The organism is Streptomyces sp. NPDC045701 (assembly GCF_056432045.1).
Window position 1 is genome coordinate 318,490 of record NZ_JBWKJV010000005.1, and the last position, 16,407, is coordinate 334,896.

Below are 16,407 nucleotides of genomic sequence, written 5' to 3' on the forward strand. Positions count from 1 at the left end.
CCTCCCCCCCCCCCCCCCCCCCCCCCCCCCCCCCACACCCCCCCCCCCCCCCCCCCCCCCCCAAAAAAACACCCCCCCCCCCCCCCCCCCCCCCCCCCCCCCCCCCCGGCCCTGCTGCCTACCGACGGCTACGCGCGGATCGCGCGACCCCGCCCCGTCAGTTGTCGTCCTCGTCGATGAGGAAGCCGCGCATCGGCGACGGAGCCTGCTGCATCGGCTGCGGCGCCTGCGGCCGTACCGGTGCCATCGGCTGCGTCATCGCGGGCGACATCTGCTGCTGGCCGCCGTAGGACGGGCCACCACCCATCGACGGGCCGCCCATGGTCTGGTTGCCGCCGTACGACGGGGCGTTCGCACCGGCCGACGCCATCGACGGGGACGGCGGCAGCGAAGGCGCGGCGGACGGCGTCCGCGGCGGGGCCAGCGAGTCGTCGGCCTGGGTCTCCAGCTGGCGCAGCTGGCTCTCCAGGTAGGACTTCAGCCGCGTGCGGTACTCACGCTCGAAGCCCCGCAGGTCCTCGACCTTGCGCTCCAGCGTGGCGCGGGCCGACTCCAGTGAGCCCATCGCGACGCGGTGCTTCTCCTGCGCGTCCCGCTCCAGGGCGTCCGCCTTGGCGCGGGCGTCCCGCTCCAGGCCCTCGGCGCGCGAGCGCGCCTCACCGACGATCTTGTTGGCCTCGGAACGGGCCTCCGCGATCGCCTGGTCGGCGGTCTGCTGGGCGAGGGAGAGCACGCGGGCCGCGCTGTCGCCGCCGGGGCCCTGACCGGGCTGCGGCATCTGCGGGCCGTGACCGCCCATGGGGCCACCCATGGGACCGCCCATCGGGCCACCCATGCCGCCCTGCATGTGGCCGGGGCCGCCGTGCTGGCCCTGCGGGCCGCCGTGACTGGGACCGGCCGGCAGCTGAGGAGCACCACCTGGCAGCTGGGGGGGACCCATCTGCGGGGGCTGCTGCTGGACCGGCGGACCCGATATCCCGGCGGGCACGGGGGCGCCGGGACCGACGGGCCGTTGGTCCTGCTGCTCCGGAGGCTTGCGCATACCCTGCTGCTGCTGGTTCTGCGCGGCCGCGCGCGTGGCGGCGGCGAGCTTGGCGCGCAGGTCCTCGTTCTCACGGAGCAGACGCGTCAGTTCGGCTTCGACCTCGTCGAGGAAGGCATCGACCTCGTCCTCGTCATAGCCTTCTCGGAGGCGGACGGTCGTGAACTGCTTGTTCCGCACGTCCTCGGGGGTCAGCGGCATCTTTCCTTCACCTCTACGTAGTCGTCGGCAGTCGGCAGGACCGTATCGCTACACCCTCAGACCCTCATCATGAAGCTGTTCACGATGGAGATCAGGATGTAGACGATGATCATCAGAACGAAGAAGGACAGGTCGAGTGCCACGCCCCCGAGACGCAGCGGCGGGATGAACCGCCGCAGAAGCTTCAGTGGTGGATCGGTGACAGTGTAGGTGGCCTCAAGAACGACCACCATCGCCTTCCCGGGTTCCCATGAACGGGCGAACTGGAAGACGTAGTCCATGACCAGCCGGAAGATCAGGACGACAAGGAAGCACATCAGAGCGATGTAGATCACTTGTAGTGCGACGCTCATCCCGCGCTTCCCTCTCCCCTGATCCCATGTTCACCGGCCCTCCGGCCGGCCGTTCCCGGTGTCGTGCTCTCAGCTCTGGTTGAAGAATCCGCCCTCTGCGATGCGGGCCTTGTCCTCCGCCGTGACATCGACGTTAGCAGGAGAGAGCAGGAACACCTTCTGCGTCACTCGTTCAATGCTGCCATGCAGCCCGAAGACGAGACCGGCGGCGAAGTCGACAAGTCGCTTCGCGTCCGTGTCGTCCATCTCCGTGAGGTTCATGATCACAGGCGTGCCCTCGCGGAAGTGTTCCCCGATGGTACGGGCCTCGTTGTAGGTCCGGGGGTGAAGTGTGGTGATGCGGTAGGGCTCCCGCTCGGACACGACCTTGGGCATGATCACCGGTGCGTTCTTCTCCAGGCTCGGTCGTTCAGGTGTGATGGATGCCACGGGGGCGATTCGTGCCGGACGTCCACTTTCAGCGGGGAGCGGAACGGGGTCGCGCTGCACGGGGGGCTGCTGGAGGACCCGCACCGGCTCCTCGCGCTCCGCCTGGTGCGAAGGCTGGTGCGGGGGCTGGTGGCGCCGTCGGTCACGCTCCGGCTCCGGCTCCAGCTCGGGTTCGAAGTCGTCATCGGGGTCGAAACCCCGGCCGTCGTACCCATCGTCCTCCACGAGGCCGAGGTAGACCGCCATCTTGCGCATCGCGCCGGCCATTCTCTGAGTCCTCCGCTCTGTGGTGGATCGCCCTCACCATTAGTGGGCACAGCGTCACCACGTGCCCGCGATCCACGAGGCCTGTCCGCTGTTCGGCGGAAATGACCATATTTTCTGCTGTGGTCCGACTTGCTTCGCGACGTTACCCGAGCCGGGGTCGGTCTCCGAGTACCGCCGTACCGATGCGCACATGTGTCGCTCCGGCCGCCACGGCGTCCTCGAGGTCCGCGCTCATCCCTGCCGACACCATGTTCGCAGCCGGACGGGACGCGCGCAGGTCCGATGCCAATTCCATCAGCCGGTCGAACGCCGCCCGTTGACGTCCCGCGTACGGGCCGGCCAGCGGCGCGACCGTCATCAGCCCGTCGAGCCGCAGCCCCGGCGCGGCGGCCACGGCGTCGGCCAATTCCTCGACGCCGTCCGGCGCCACGCCACCGCGCTCACCCCGCTCGCCGGACTCCGCGTCCAGGGCGACCTGGATCAGACACCCCAGCTCACGCCCGGCGCGCGCCACGGCGCTCGACAGTGCGGTGACGAGCTTCAACCGGTCGACGGATTGCACCTCATGGGCGTAACCCACCACGGAGCGGACCTTGTTGGTCTGCAGCTGGCCGACGAAGTGCCAGGTCAGGTCCAGGTCCGCACAGGCGGCGGCCTTCGGGGCCGCGTCCTGGTCCCGGTTCTCGGCGACGTGGCGGACACCCAGCTCGTGCAGCAGCCGCACGTCGCTCGCGGGGTACGTCTTGGTGACCACGATCAGGGTCACGTCCCCGCGCTCACGCCCGGCGGCGGCGCACGCGGCAGAGATACGTTCCTCCACCCGCGCCAGGTTCTCGGCGAGTTGCGCCTTGCGGTCCGTCATCTGCTATCCGTCCAACCAGACATATGCGGCGAGTCGCCCCGTGGTGCGGTCGCGACGGTACGAGTAGTGGTCGCGCGATTCACGCGTGCAGACCTCCGACGCGCGCCGGTCGCGCACCCCCAGCGCGTCGAGCTGGGCGAGCACCCCGGCGGTCACGTCCACAGCCGGAGTGCCCCAACTCGTCTCGGCGTGCGCCGCCGGCACGACGGCGGCGACCTCGTCGCGCATGGCCGCGGGGACCTCGTAGCAGCGCCCGCAGACAGCCGGGCCGGTGCGGGCGGTGATCCGCGACGCCTCCGCGCCGAGCGCGATCATGGCCTCGACGGTGGCCGGCACGACACCCGCCACCATCCCGGGGCGGCCGGCGTGCGCCGCGCCCACCACTCCCGCGACCGGGTCGGCCAGCAGGACGGGCGTGCAGTCGGCGGTCAGCACCGCGAGCGCGAGCCCGCGCCGGGCGGTGACCGCACCGTCCACCGCCGGAACGTCCCGGTCCGGGGCCCACGGGCCGTCCACCACGGCGACGTCCCGGCCGTGCACCTGGTTCATCCACACGACCCGCCGGGGGTCGAGCCCCAGCGCCCCGGCGGCGAGCCGGCGATTGGCCGTGACGGAACCGGGGTCGTCGCCGACCGCTCCGCCGAGGTTGAGCTCTTCGTACGGAACGGCGCTCACCCCGCCCCACCGATCGGTGAAGGCGAAGTGCGCGCCGCCCACTGAGTCGTGCTGCCCTATCACGTCACACGGTCACTTCAGGAAGTCCGGGACGTCCAGCTCCTCGGCCGAGGTGTCCGGGTACGGGCGGGCCGGCGGGACCGCCGGCGGGGTGACCGACAGGGAGCTTTCACTCACCGCCGGGGTGGGCTCGGGCGCCGGGGCCGGTGACTCCTCGCGGACCGGAACGGTGCCGAGGCCGCTCACCGGGCGGGGCGGCTCGGCCGCCCGCACCGGGGGCGCGGGCTCTTCGCGCTTGCTCGACCCCGCGCTGAGGATGTTGTCCCGCCGGGCCGGTGGCTGACCGCCGTCGAAGCCCGCCGCGATGACGGTGACCCGCACCTCGTCGCCGAGGGCGTCGTCGATCACCGCGCCGAAGATGATGTTGGCCTCGGGGTGGGCCGCCTCGCTGACCAGCTGCGCGGCCTCGTTGATCTCGAACAGGCCGAGGTCCGAGCCACCGGAGATGGAGAGCAGCACCCCGCGGGCGCCGTCGATGGAGGCTTCCAGCAGCGGCGAGGAGATCGCCATCTCGGCGGCCGCCACCGCGCGGTCGTCGCCGCGGGCCGAGCCGATGCCCATCAGGGCGGAGCCGGCCTCGGACATGACCGACTTGACGTCGGCGAAGTCGAGGTTGATGAGGCCCGGGGTGGTGATGAGGTCGGTGATGCCCTGGACACCGGAGAGCAGCACCTGGTCGGCGGACTTGAACGCGTCCAGCACGCTGACCTGGCGGTCCGAGATGGACAGCAGCCGGTCGTTCGGGATCACGATGAGGGTGTCGACCTCTTCGCGGAGCTCGGCGATGCCGTCCTCCGCCTGGTTGGCGCGGCGCCGGCCCTCGAAGGTGAACGGCCGGGTCACCACACCGATCGTCAGGGCGCCCAGCGAGCGCGCGATGTTGGCGACGACGGGTGCGCCGCCGGTGCCGGTGCCGCCGCCTTCGCCTGCGGTGACGAAGACCATGTCGGCCCCCTTGAGGACCTCCTCGATCTCCTCACGGTGGTCCTCTGCCGCCTTGCGACCGACTGCCGGGTTCGCCCCGGCCCCGAGGCCGCGGGTGAGTTCACGACCGACGTCGAGCTTGACGTCGGCGTCGCTCATCAACAGTGCTTGCGCGTCCGTGTTGATGGCGATGAACTCGACGCCCTTGAGACCGACCTCGATCATTCGGTTGATGGCATTGACACCACCGCCGCCGACACCGATGACCTTGATGACTGCGAGGTAGTTCTGCGGTGCTGCCACGTCGAAGGCCTCTCGCCTCGAGTTACGTGTCGTCACTTCGCGGTGGTCTCGCGCCGCGACGACGGATGCCGATGGGACGGTCCGAAACGCCGACCCAAACCCTAACGTTGAAGTTTAGGGTTACCAGTGTCTCTGTTCGCTGGACTCTTCCGAACAGGACACTAAGTCGACAAGTGGCGCACGTTCAACGAACACGCCGAACCTCCCGTTTTTCTTTTCACCCTATGTGATCACCCATAGCGCTGACCAACCAGGGTGCTGGCCAGGGCATATGTGCGTCAACTCCGCGACGCCGCAGGGGCGGTCGGCGCACTCACGTCGAAGTGCCCCGCTTTGGGCGCCGCCTTCATCAGTGCGGTGAGCGTACGCGCTTTCGCCTCGCCGTCCTCACCATTGCCCCACACCACGGTCCGTCCGCCCGTCAACTCCAGGCTGATGGAGTCGTACGAACGGACACGCAGGACCTTGGCCTCCGCCGCCACCCGCGCCGGCAGGTCGCCCGCCACCCGGACCGCCTCCGCGGTCAGCCGGCCGATCCCGAAGCGGCGCAGGCTGGGCGACTGATCCGCCGTCACCTCCAACCGGGGTACGCCCTTGGGCGCCCTGCGCGCGTCGACCGTGGCGTACCGCACACCCGCCGCGTCCACTTCGGTGACCTTCCCGCCCTTTTCCACGAGGAGGACCGGCGTGCGCTCGACCACGGTCAGGGTGATCCCGTGCGGCCAGGAACGGACGACGTCCACCGAACGCACGCGCGGCAGGGCGCGCAGCAGCCGGCCCTCGATCTCACCGGTGTCGACCGACGCCAGGGGCGCCCCGACCGGCACCGCCGCGGCCGCCTTCACCTGAGCGGGCGTCAGGACGCGCGTTCCCGAGGCGGTGACCTGTTCGACCCGCAGCCAGGCGGAGCCGTAGAACAGCCACACCCCGCCCGCGAGCAGGAACAGGACGGTCACGAGCAGGAGCACGGCGCGGGGCCCCGGCAGCGCCCGGCGGCCGCCGCCTGGCCCGGGACGCCACCGCAGGGACGGCCGGGCCGAGGGCGGCCGTCCGGACGCGACGCCCTTGGGCCCCACGCCCTTGGACTTCGCCCCCTTGGTCCGCCGCAGGCCCGGCGCGCCGCGCTCGGTGGTCGTCGTCGGCCCGGCCATGCTCCCTGCCTTCTCACGCCCTGTGGCGTGCCGCGATCGCCTCGTAGACCATGCCGACGAGCAGGTCGTCGGCGTCCCGGCGGCCGAACTCGGCGGCGGCGCGGGACATCTCGTACAGCCGGTGGGGGTCGGAGAGCACCGGCAGCACATTGCCCTGGACCCACTCGGGCGTCAGCTCGGCGTCGTCGACCAGCAGGCCGCCGCCCGCCTTGACCACCGGCTGGGCGTTGAGCCGCTGTTCGCCGTTGCCGATCGGCAGCGGTACGTACGCGGCGGGCAGCCCGACGGCGGAGAGTTCGGCGACGGTCATCGCGCCCGCGCGGCACAGCATCATGTCGGCCGCGGCGTACGCGAGGTCCATCCGGTCCACGTACGGTACCGGGATGTAGGGCGGCATACCCGGCATGTTGTCGACGTGCGGCAGTTCGTTCTTCGGGCCCACCGCGTGCAGGATCTGGATACCGGAGCGCTGGAGGACCGGGGCGACCTGCTGGACCACCTCGTTCAGCCGGCGGGCGCCCTGCGAGCCGCCGGAGACCAGCAGCGTCGGCAGGTTGGGGTCCAGGCCGAACGCGGCGCGCGCCTCGGGGCGGACCCGCGCCCGGTCGAGGGTGGCGATGGTGTACCGCAGCGGGATGCCGATGTAGCGGGCGTTGCGGAGCTTGCTGTCGGGCGTGGCGACGGCGACCCCGGCCGCGTACCGCGAACCGATCTTGTTCGCCAGACCGGGCCGGGCGTTGGCCTCGTGGACCACGATCGGTACGCCGAGCCGTTTGGCGGCCAGGTAGCCGGGGAGGGCCACGTAACCGCCGAAGCCCACGACGCAGTCGGCCTTCGTCCGCTCGAGGATCTGCTCCGCGGCCTTGATGGTGCCGCGCAGCCGCCCCGGGACGGTGATCAGCTCGGGTGTGGGCTTGCGCGGCAACGGAACGGCGGGGATGAGCGCCAGCTCGTAGCCCCGCTCCGGTACGAGACGGGTCTCCAGACCCCGCTCCGTACCGAGGGCCGTGATCCCCACGGTCGGGTCCTGCCTGCGCAGGGCGTCCGCGAGGGCGAGCGCGGGCTCGATGTGGCCGGCGGTCCCCCCACCGGCGAGTACGACATGCACCGAAATTCACCGCTCTCCGGACGGACGCTTCTTGACGCGCCGTCGCATCGACTTCCAACTCACCCCGGCCCTTGCGCCGAGAACAGGCTGTCGCATGGCCAGGGCCGCCTTCGCCGCGGGCTCCTCTCGCGCGAAGGCGATGAGCAGACCGACGGCGAACATGGTCGGCAGCAGGGCTGAACCTCCGTAGGAGAACAGCGGGAGCGGGACACCGGCGATCGGCAGCAGGCCGAGCACCGCACCGATGTTGATCACGGCCTGCGCCGTGATCCAGGTGGTCACACCTCCCGCGGCATACCTCACGAAGGGGTCCTCCGTGCGTCCGGCCACGCGGATACCCGCATAGCCTAGAGCCGCGAACAGGGCGAGTACCGACAGCGTCCCCGCCAGCCCCAGTTCCTCCCCGGTGATGGCGAAGATGAAGTCGGTGTGTGGTTCGGGGAGTTGACCCCATTTCTCCACACTCGCCCCCAGCCCCGAACCGAACCAGCCGCCCGACGCCAGAGCATAGATCCCGTGCACCGCCTGCCAGCACGAGTCCCCCGGCCCCGGCTCGGTGGCGCCGATGCAGGCGAGCCGCGCCATCCGGTTCTCGCTGGTTTTGATGAGCGTCACGCCGATCGCGGCGGCGACGGCCAGCACGCCCACGAACATCCGGGTGGGCGCGCCGGCCAGCCACAGCAGGCCGAAGAGGATCGCGGTGAGGATGATCGCCGTCCCCATGTCGCCGCCCAGCATGATCAGGCCCAGCAGCATGAAGGCGACCGGCACGAGCGGCACCAGCAGGTGCTTCCACTGGGTCAGCAGCCGCTTGTCCTGTTTGCGGGCGAGCAGGTCGGCGCCCCACAGGATCAGCGCGAGCTTGCCGAACTCGCTGGGCTGGAGCTGGAAGGGGCCGCCGAGATAGATCCAGTTCTGGTTGCCGTTGACGGCATGCCCTATCCCGGGGATCTGGACGAGCACCATCAGGAAGACGGTGCCCACGAGCAGCGGATAGGCGAGCGCCCGGTGCAGTTTGGCCGGCACCCGGGAGGCGAACAGCAGCAGACCGGTGCCGATGGCGGCGGCCAGGAACTGCTTCCGGAAGAAGTACGTGTCGGACAGCGACAGCTCCAGCGCCTTGATCTGCGACGCCGAGTAGACCATCACGAGGCCCAGGACGGTGATCAGCAGGCTGGCGCCGAGGATCACGTAGTAGGCGGTCAGGGGGCGGTCCCAGGCCCGTCGTGCCCGCTCGTAGAGCCCGCGTACCCCGCTCCAGCGCGGCGGGCGGGGAACGGGGGCCCTCCGGCCGCGCACGGGCGCCCTGCGGGCGGCGGGGGGCCGCCGCAGCCCGGCGGTCCTGCCGCGCAGGGCGAGACCCGCGAGGAGCCCCGCGGCGATACCCGCCACGGGGCCCGCGCGGTGCGGTGCGTACGCGGCGGCGTGATCGGCCGGCATGGTCGCAGTCCCCTCCAGTCGTGCCCGGCGCGGCCGGACCTGGTGGCTGTCAGGCGCGCTCGGCGGCGAGTGCGCGGACCGCGTCCGCGAACGCCTCGCCCCGCTTGTTGTAGTTGACGAACATGTCCATCGAGGCGCAGGCCGGGGCGAGCAGGACCGTGTCCCCGGGCCGGGCGAGCGCCGCCGCTTCCCCGACCGCCGCCGACATCGCCCCAGTGTCGGTCCGGTCGAGGTCGACGACCGGTACCTCGGGGGCGTGTCGCGCGAGGGCTTCCCTGATCAGGGCGCGGTCGGCGCCCATGAGCACGACGCCGCGCAGCCGCTTCGCCGCCGTGGCGACCAGCTCGTCGAACGTGGCGCCCTTGGCGAGCCCGCCGGCGATCCAGACGATCGGCTCGTACGCCGCCAGCGACGCCTCCGCGGCGTGCGTGTTGGTGGCCTTGGAGTCGTCGACGTACCGGACGCCCTCGATCTCCTCGACGAACTCGATGCGGTGCGGGTCGGGGCGGAAGGCCCGCAGTCCGTCGCGTACGGCGGTGGCCGGGACGCCGAAGGCGCGGGCCAGGGCAGCCGCGGCGAGCGCGTTGGCGATGTTGTGCGGGGCCGGCGGGTCGATGTCGGAGACCTGGGCGAGCTCCTGGGCCTGCTTCTGCCGGTTCTCGACGAAGGCGCGGTCCACCAGGATGTCCTCCACGATCCCCACCTGGGAGGGGCCGGGCGTACCGAGGGTGAAGCCGATGGCGCGGCAGCCCTCCTCGACGTCGGCCTCGCGCACCAGGTCCTCGGTGGCCTTGTCGGCGACGTTGTACACGCAGGCGACCTGGTTGCCCTCGTAGATACGGCCCTTGTCGGCGGCGTACGCCTGCATGGAGCCGTGCCAGTCGAGGTGGTCGGGGGCGAGGTTCAGGACCGCGGCGGAGTGGGCGCGCAGGGAGGGCGCCCAGTGCAGCTGGTAGCTGGACAGTTCGACGGCGAGGACGTCGTACTCCTCCTCGCCGAGGACGGCGTCCAGCAGGGAGACGCCGATGTTCCCGACGGCGGCGGTCCGCAGGCCCGCCGCCGCCAGGATGGAGGCGAGCATCCGCACGGTCGTCGTCTTGCCGTTGGTGCCGGTGACCGCGAGCCAGGGCGCGGCCGCCTTGCCGGGGCGCTCGCGCAAGCGCCACGCCAGCTCGACGTCGCCCCAGACCTCCACGCCCGCCTCTGCCGCCGCGGCGAACAGCGGCTTGTCGGGCTGCCACCCGGGGGTGGTGACGACCAGTTCGGTGCCCTCCGGCAGGGTGGCCCCGTCGCCGAGGCGGACGGTGATGCCCTCCGCCTCCAGCCGCGCGGCCTGCGTGCGGGAGCGCTCGTCGTCGCCGTCGTTGACGACCGTGACGCGCGCGCCCAGGCCGTGCAGGACGCGGGCGGCGGGGATGCCGCTCACGCCCAGGCCGGCGACGGTGACGTTCTTGCCCTGCCAGGAGGTACTCACTTGTCGGCTGCCCATCCCGCGTAGAAGAGGCCGAGTCCCACGATGACGCACATGCCCTGGATGATCCAGAAACGGACCACGACCAGAACCTCGGACCAGCCCTTGAGTTCGAAGTGGTGCTGGAGCGGCGCCATCCGGAAGACCCGCTTGCCGGTCATCTTGAACGAGCCGACCTGGATGACCACGGACATGGTGATCAGGACGAACAGGCCGCCCAGCAGGGCGAGCAGCAGCTCGGTGCGGGAGCAGATGGCCAGGCCCGCGAGCGCGCCGCCGAGGGCGAGCGAACCGGTGTCACCCATGAAGATCTTGGCGGGTGAGGTGTTCCACCACAGGAAGCCGAAGCAGGCGCCCATCAGGGCGGAGGCCACGACGGCCAGGTCGAGCGGATCCCGTACCTCGAAGCAGGCGTTGGGGTTCGTCAGGGTCTGGGCGTTGGCGCACGACTCCTGGAACTGCCACAGCCCGATGAAGGTGTACGCGCCGAAGACCATCACCGAGGCACCGGTGGCGAGGCCGTCGAGACCGTCCGTGAGGTTCACGCCGTTCGACATGGCCAGGATCATGAACAGCGCCCAGACCACGAACAGCACCGGGCCGATGGACCAGCCGAAGTCGGTGATGAAGGAGAGCCGGGTGGAGGCCGGGGTCTGGCCGCGGCTGTCGGCGAACTGCAGCGCCAGGACGGCGAAGGCGATGCCGACGATCAGCTGGCCGGCCATCTTCGCCTTGGCACGCAGGCCGAGCGACCGCTGCTTGACGATCTTGATGTAGTCGTCGAGGAAGCCGACGAGACCCATGCCCGCCATCAGGAACAGCACCAGGACGCCCGAGTAGGTCGGGTCCTCCCCCGTGATGACCTTGGCGAGCGCGTACGCGATGAGCGTGGCCAGGATGAAGGAGATGCCGCCCATGGTGGGCGTGCCCTTCTTGCTGCCGTGCGTACGCGGGCCGTCGTCCCGGATGAACTGCCCGTATCCCTTGCGGGCCAGCAGCTTGATCAGCAGCGGCGTACCGATCAGGGTGAGGAAGAGCCCGATGGCTCCCGCGAAGAGGATCTGCCTCATCGGCCGGTGACCTCGCCCTCGGTGGTGTTCTCGAGCAGTGCCTGGGCGATCCGCTCGAGCCCGACCGACCTTGATGCCTTCACCAGCACGACGTCTCCCGGGCGCAGCTCACTGCGCAACAGGTCGATCGCCGCCCGTGCGTCGGACACGTGCACCGACTCCTCACCCCACGAACCCTCGTTATATGCGCCCAGTTGCAGCCAGGACGCTTCCCTGCCCCCGACTGCGACGAGCTTGCTGACGTTGAGCCGGACGGCGAGCCGTCCGACCGCGTCGTGCTCGGCGAGCGCCTCGTCCCCCAGCTCGGCCATCTGCCCGAGCACCGCCCACGTACGGCCCCCCTTGGCCTGTGCTGCCTTGCCCATGGCCGCGAGCGCGCGCAGAGCGGCTCGCATGGACTCGGGGTTCGCGTTGTAGGCGTCGTTGACGATCGTCACACCGTCCGGACGCTCGGTGACCTCCATGCGCCAGCGGGAGAGGGTGCCCGCCTCGGAGAGCGCGGTGGCGATCTCGTCGACGGACATGCCCAGCTCATGGGCGACGGCGGCCGCGGCGAGCGCGTTCGACACGTGGTGCTCACCGTACAGGCGCAAGGTCACGTCACTGCACCCGGTGGGTGTGTGAAGCCTGAAAGAGGGCTGTCCGGTCTCGGTGAGCCGGACATTCTCGGCACGTACGGCGGCGTCCTCGGACTCGCCGAAGAGCGTCACGCGCGCGTGGGTGCGGGACTCCATGGCCCGTACGAGGGGGTCGTCCGCGTTCAGCACGGCGATCCCGCCCGCTTCGGCGGACGGCAGGGCCTCGACCAACTCGCCCTTGGCCTGGGCGATCTGCGCCCGGCCGCCGAACTCGCCGATGTGGGCGCTGCCCACGTTCAGGACCAGCCCGATCGAGGGCGGGGTCAGCTCGGTGAGGTAGCGGATATGGCCGATTCCGCGCGCTCCCATCTCCAGGACGAGGTGCTCGGTGTCCTTCTCCGCGCGCAGCGCGGTGAGCGGCAGGCCGATCTCGTTGTTGAGGGAGCCGGGGGTCCACACGGTGGGGCCCTTGCGCTGGAGCACCTGGGCGATGAGGTCCTTGGTGCTGGTCTTGCCGGCCGAGCCGGTCAGCGCCACGACCTTCGTTCCCAGGCGCTCCACGACCACGCGGGCGAGTGCGCCGAGGGCCGTCCGGACGTCGTCCACGACGATGGCCGGCGCCCCGGTCGGGCGGGTGGCCAGCACGGCCACCGCGCCCGCGTCCATGGCGCGCTGCGCGTAGTCGTGGCCGTCGACGTTGTCGCCGGCGAACGCGGCGAAGAGGGAGCCGGGCTCGACCTGGCGGGAGTCGATGACGACGGGGCCGGTCACCCGGGTGGCCGGATCCGGTATGTCGTGCGACTGCCCGCCGACGATTTCGGCGATCTCGGCGAGGGAGAGGGCGATCACTACTTCATCCCTGACTGTTCTGGATTGCTTCGCGGAGGACCTGGCGGTCATCGAAGGGGCGTACCACTCCCGCGATGTCCTGGCCCTGCTCGTGGCCCTTGCCGGCGACCAGCACGGTGTCACCGGGCCGGGCGCGCGCCACGGCGGCGGCGATGGCGGCGGCCCGGTCCTCGAACACGGCGACCTCGCCGCGTTCGTGGGAGGGCACCCCGGCGGCGCCGGCGAGCATGGTGGCGAGGATCGCGAGGGGGTCCTCGGAACGGGGGTTGTCGGAGGTCAGTACGGCGGTGTCGGCGAGGCGTGCGGCGGCGGCGCCCATGGGGCCGCGCTTGGTGACGTCCCGGTCGCCGCCGCAGCCGAGGACGACGTGCAGCCTGCCCTCGGTGACCTTGCGCAGGGCGCGCAGGACCGATTCGACGGCGTCCGTCTTGTGGGCGTAGTCGACGACCGCCAGGTAGGGCTGGCCGGCGTCGACGCGCTCCAGGCGGCCGGGGACGCCGGGGACGGCGGCGACGCCGTCGGCGGCGGTCTGCGGGTCGATCCCGGCCGCGGCGAGGGTGACGACGGCGGCGAGGGCGTTGGCCACGTTGAACGGGCCGGGCAGCGGGGCCTTGGCGGTGACCCGCTCGCCCTCGGGGCCCAGGATCGTGAAGGTGCTCCCCAGGGCGCCGATTTCGACGTCCTCGGCGCGCCAGTCGGCGTCGGGGTGCCCCTCGGCGGAGAAGGTGACGACGGGGACGGTCGCCTCCTTGGCCAGCCTCCTGCCGTACTCGTCGTCGTGGTTGACCACTCCGAGCCGGCTGCGGCGGGGGGTGAACAGCTGCGCCTTGGCCTGGAAGTAGTCCTCCATGTCGGAGTGGAACTCCATGTGCTCCGGGCTGAGGTTGTTGAAGACGGCGACGTCGAAGACGCAGCCGTCGACCCGGCCGAGCACGAGGGCGTGGCTGGAGACCTCCATGGCGACCGCTTCGACGCCGCGTTCGCGCATCACCGCGAACAGGGCCTGGAGGTCGGTGGCTTCCGGGGTGGTCCGCTCGGACTTGATGCGCTCGTCCCCGATGCGCATCTCGACGGTGCCGATGAGCCCGGTCGGGCGGCCGGCGGCCCGGAGGCCGCCTTCGACGAGGTAGGCGGTGGTCGTCTTGCCGGAGGTACCGGTGATGCCGATCTGGAGCAGATCGTCGCCCGGCCGGCCGTAGATGTCGGCGGCGAGCTCGCCCATCGCTCCGCGCGGGTCCTCGGTGACCAGGACCGGCAGGCCGGTCCCGGCGGCGCGGTCGGCGCCGGAGGGGTCGGTGAGGATCGCGACGGCCCCGAGGTCGGCGGCCTGGCCGGCGAAGTCCGCGCCGTGCAGGCGGGAGCCGGGGAGAGCCGCGTACACGTCTCCGGGGCGCACGGCCCGGGAGTCGTGGGTGATGCCGGTCACCTCCGCGCCGGCCGGGGCGGGGGTACCCAGCCGGGCCGCCAGCTCGCCCAGGGGTGTGGGGCGGGCCTGGGCCGGTCGGGGCGCTCCGTGGCGTTTCGCGGGGGCGTCCGTCGGGGTGGTTCGGGACTGATCAGCGTGTGGCACGGCGGTGAGCGTACCGGGCGCACCCGTGATCGGGCTAAATGAGGGCGCCTGGGCAGCGTGGCCGCCGGATCGTTTCCCGGGGTCGGGGATGGTGGTTGTCACTGGTTGCTCCCGCCGGCTCACTCGCCGGGTTTGTACGAGACCGGCATCCGGGGTGCTGGCTTGCCGGTGGGTGCGACTTGCAGGGTCTTGAGGGCGAACTCCATGACCTTCTTGTAGATGGGACCGCAGATCTGGCCGCCGAAGTAGCTGCCCCTGGTGGGGTTCTGGATGGCGCAGTAGACCGTGATCCGCGGGTCGTCGGCGGGGGCGAAGCCCGCGAACGAGGCGGTGTAGCCCTTGTAGCGGCCGAGTTGGGGATCGACGCGGTTGGCGGTTCCGGTCTTGCCGGCGACGCGGTAGCCGGGGATGGCGGCCTTGGTCCCGGTGCCCTCCTCGTCGTCGACGACCGATTCGAGCATGGCGGCGAGGGTCTTGGCGGTCTTCTCGCTGACGACCCTGGTCCGCTCGGGGGCGGGCGCCGGGGTGAAGCGGCCGTCGGGCCCCTTGGTGCCGCGTACGAGGGTGGGTTCGATGCGTACGCCGCCGTTGGCGATGGTCGAGTAGACGGACGCCGCCTGCATGGCGTTGAGGGACAGGCCCTGGCCGAAGGGGATCGTGTACTGCTGCGAGGTGGACCAGTTCTGCGGCTTGGCCAGGATGCCGGAGGTCTCGCCGGGGTAGCCGAGGCCGGAGGGGCTGCCGAGGCCGAACTTGCGCAGGTAGGAGTGCAGGACCCGGTTGGCCTGGGCCTGGGTGGGGCCGAGCTGGCCGGTGGCCAGGATGGTGCCGATGTTGCTGGACTTGGCCAGGACGCCGTTGAGCGTCAGGTACCAGGTGGGATGGTCGATGTCGTCCTTGAACAGCCGGTCGCCCCGGTGGAGCCGGTTGGGCACGACGACGTGGGTGGACGGCGTGGCGACGCCCTCCTCCAGGACGGCGGCCATGGAGATGACCTTGGCGGTGGAGCCGGGTTCGTAGGCGTCCTGGAGGGCGGCGTTGCCCATGGCGGCGGAGTTGGCCTGGGAGAGGTCGTTGGGGTCGAAGCCGGGCGCGTTGGCCATGGCGAGGACCTCTCCGGTCCGGGCGTTCTGCACTATCACGTAGCCGCGGTCCGCCCTGGACTCCTCCACCTGCTGGGTGATGGCCTGCTGGGCCGCCCACTGGATGTCGCGGTCGATGGTCAGCTCGATGTCGGAGCCGGGGACGGCGGGGGTCTCCCGGGCTCCGGCGGTGGGCACCCGGCGGCCGCCCGACTGGGCGTACTTGATCTTGCCGTCCTTGCCGGCCAGCTCCTCGTCGAGCATGGACTCCAGGCCGCCTCCGCCGCGGCCGTCGGCGTTGACGTAGCCCAGTATCCCGGCGGCGAGGGTGCCGTTGGGGTACACGCGCTTGCTGCTGGGCTCGGTGAAGATGCCGGCGAGGACACTGACGCCGGTGCCGCCGTGGGCCTTGTCGGCGCGGGCCTTCTCGGCGAAGACGTTCTTCAGGTCCTTGATCTGGTTCCACACCTGCGGGGTCTGCCGGCGGGCCAGCAGCGCGTAGCGGGACTTGGGCGCCTTGAGCTTGGTGACCAGGTCGGCGGGGTCCTTGCCGAGGATCGGGGCGAGAAGGGCGGCGGCCTGCTCCGGGGCGTCGGGGGCCTTGCTCTCCGCGGGCGTGAACATCTTCGGGTCGGCGGTGATGTCGTACGCGTCGACGCTGGTGGCCAGCGCGATCCCGGCGCGGTCGGTGATCTCGCCGCGCTCGGCGGACAGCGTGTACTCCTGGTACCGGTTCTTCTCGGCCTTGGCGGCGTACGCGTCGGCGTCGACCGCCTGGACCTGCAGGAGGCGCACGACGAACGCCAGCATGACGAGCGTCAGGCCGAGGCTGACCAGCCGCAGCCGGGGCCTGGGGCTGCCCAGCCGGATGGTGCCCGCCCTGGCGGGCGGCCGGGACGACCGGCGCGGACGCCGGGGGGACGGGCGGGCGGGGGCCGGAACGCGGCGGCGTGGGGGCTGGGCGGGGGGCAC

Annotated in this window: 14 protein-coding genes; all 14 read right to left on the reverse strand. The window is 71.4% G+C overall.

Going from position 1 to position 16,407, the window contains the following annotated elements; all coding sequences use genetic code 11:
* Positions 1–157: 157 nt before the first annotated feature.
* Positions 158–1,243: a DivIVA domain-containing protein gene (locus AC07DW_RS09205; protein WP_478856988.1), complete on the reverse strand. Its 1,086-nt coding sequence runs from the start codon at positions 1,241–1,243 to the stop codon at positions 158–160.
* A 56-nt stretch (positions 1,244–1,299) separates the two neighbouring features.
* Positions 1,300–1,596, reverse strand: a complete 297-nt coding sequence (locus tag AC07DW_RS09210; protein WP_064071639.1) for a YggT family protein — start codon at positions 1,594–1,596, stop codon at positions 1,300–1,302.
* 69 nt (positions 1,597–1,665) lie between these two features.
* Positions 1,666–2,292, reverse strand: a complete 627-nt coding sequence (locus AC07DW_RS09215) for a cell division protein SepF (protein WP_478856989.1) — start codon at positions 2,290–2,292, stop codon at positions 1,666–1,668.
* Positions 2,293–2,434: 142 nt separating this feature from the next.
* Positions 2,435–3,154, reverse strand: coding sequence for a YggS family pyridoxal phosphate-dependent enzyme (locus AC07DW_RS09220; protein ID WP_478856990.1), 720 nt, complete (start codon positions 3,152–3,154; stop codon positions 2,435–2,437).
* Positions 3,155–3,157: 3 nt separating this feature from the next.
* Complete coding sequence (gene pgeF / locus AC07DW_RS09225; RefSeq protein ID WP_478856991.1) at positions 3,158–3,892, reverse strand: peptidoglycan editing factor PgeF; 735 nt, start codon at positions 3,890–3,892, stop codon at positions 3,158–3,160.
* Positions 3,893–3,901: 9 nt separating this feature from the next.
* Entirely contained in the window at positions 3,902–5,116 is a 1,215-nt protein-coding gene (ftsZ, locus tag AC07DW_RS09230) for a cell division protein FtsZ (protein WP_478856992.1), read from the reverse strand.
* 278 nt (positions 5,117–5,394) lie between these two features.
* Positions 5,395–6,267 (reverse strand): cell division protein FtsQ/DivIB, encoded by an 873-nt coding sequence (locus AC07DW_RS09235; protein ID WP_478856993.1) that lies wholly within the window; start codon positions 6,265–6,267, stop codon positions 5,395–5,397.
* A 13-nt stretch (positions 6,268–6,280) separates the two neighbouring features.
* Positions 6,281–7,375, reverse strand: a complete 1,095-nt coding sequence (gene murG / locus AC07DW_RS09240) for an undecaprenyldiphospho-muramoylpentapeptide beta-N-acetylglucosaminyltransferase (RefSeq protein WP_189548543.1) — start codon at positions 7,373–7,375, stop codon at positions 6,281–6,283.
* A 6-nt stretch (positions 7,376–7,381) separates the two neighbouring features.
* Positions 7,382–8,815, reverse strand: a complete 1,434-nt coding sequence (gene ftsW, locus AC07DW_RS09245; RefSeq protein WP_478856994.1) for a putative lipid II flippase FtsW — start codon at positions 8,813–8,815, stop codon at positions 7,382–7,384.
* A gap of 49 nt (positions 8,816–8,864) precedes the next feature.
* Positions 8,865–10,304 (reverse strand): UDP-N-acetylmuramoyl-L-alanine--D-glutamate ligase, encoded by a 1,440-nt coding sequence (gene murD / locus AC07DW_RS09250; protein ID WP_478856995.1) that lies wholly within the window; start codon positions 10,302–10,304, stop codon positions 8,865–8,867.
* Positions 10,286–11,356: a phospho-N-acetylmuramoyl-pentapeptide-transferase gene (gene mraY / locus AC07DW_RS09255; RefSeq protein ID WP_189548540.1), complete on the reverse strand. Its 1,071-nt coding sequence runs from the start codon at positions 11,354–11,356 to the stop codon at positions 10,286–10,288. The genes murD and mraY overlap by 19 nt, the downstream gene beginning before the upstream one ends.
* A complete protein-coding gene (locus tag AC07DW_RS09260) occupies positions 11,353–12,783 on the reverse strand; it encodes a UDP-N-acetylmuramoyl-tripeptide--D-alanyl-D-alanine ligase (RefSeq protein ID WP_478856996.1) in 1,431 nt (476 codons plus the stop codon). The genes mraY and AC07DW_RS09260 overlap by 4 nt, the downstream gene beginning before the upstream one ends.
* A gap of 4 nt (positions 12,784–12,787) precedes the next feature.
* Positions 12,788–14,455, reverse strand: coding sequence for a UDP-N-acetylmuramoyl-L-alanyl-D-glutamate--2,6-diaminopimelate ligase (locus AC07DW_RS09265; RefSeq protein ID WP_478856997.1), 1,668 nt, complete (start codon positions 14,453–14,455; stop codon positions 12,788–12,790).
* Positions 14,456–14,472: 17 nt separating this feature from the next.
* Positions 14,473–16,407 (reverse strand): peptidoglycan D,D-transpeptidase FtsI family protein, encoded by a 1,935-nt coding sequence (locus tag AC07DW_RS09270; RefSeq protein WP_478856998.1) that lies wholly within the window; start codon positions 16,405–16,407, stop codon positions 14,473–14,475.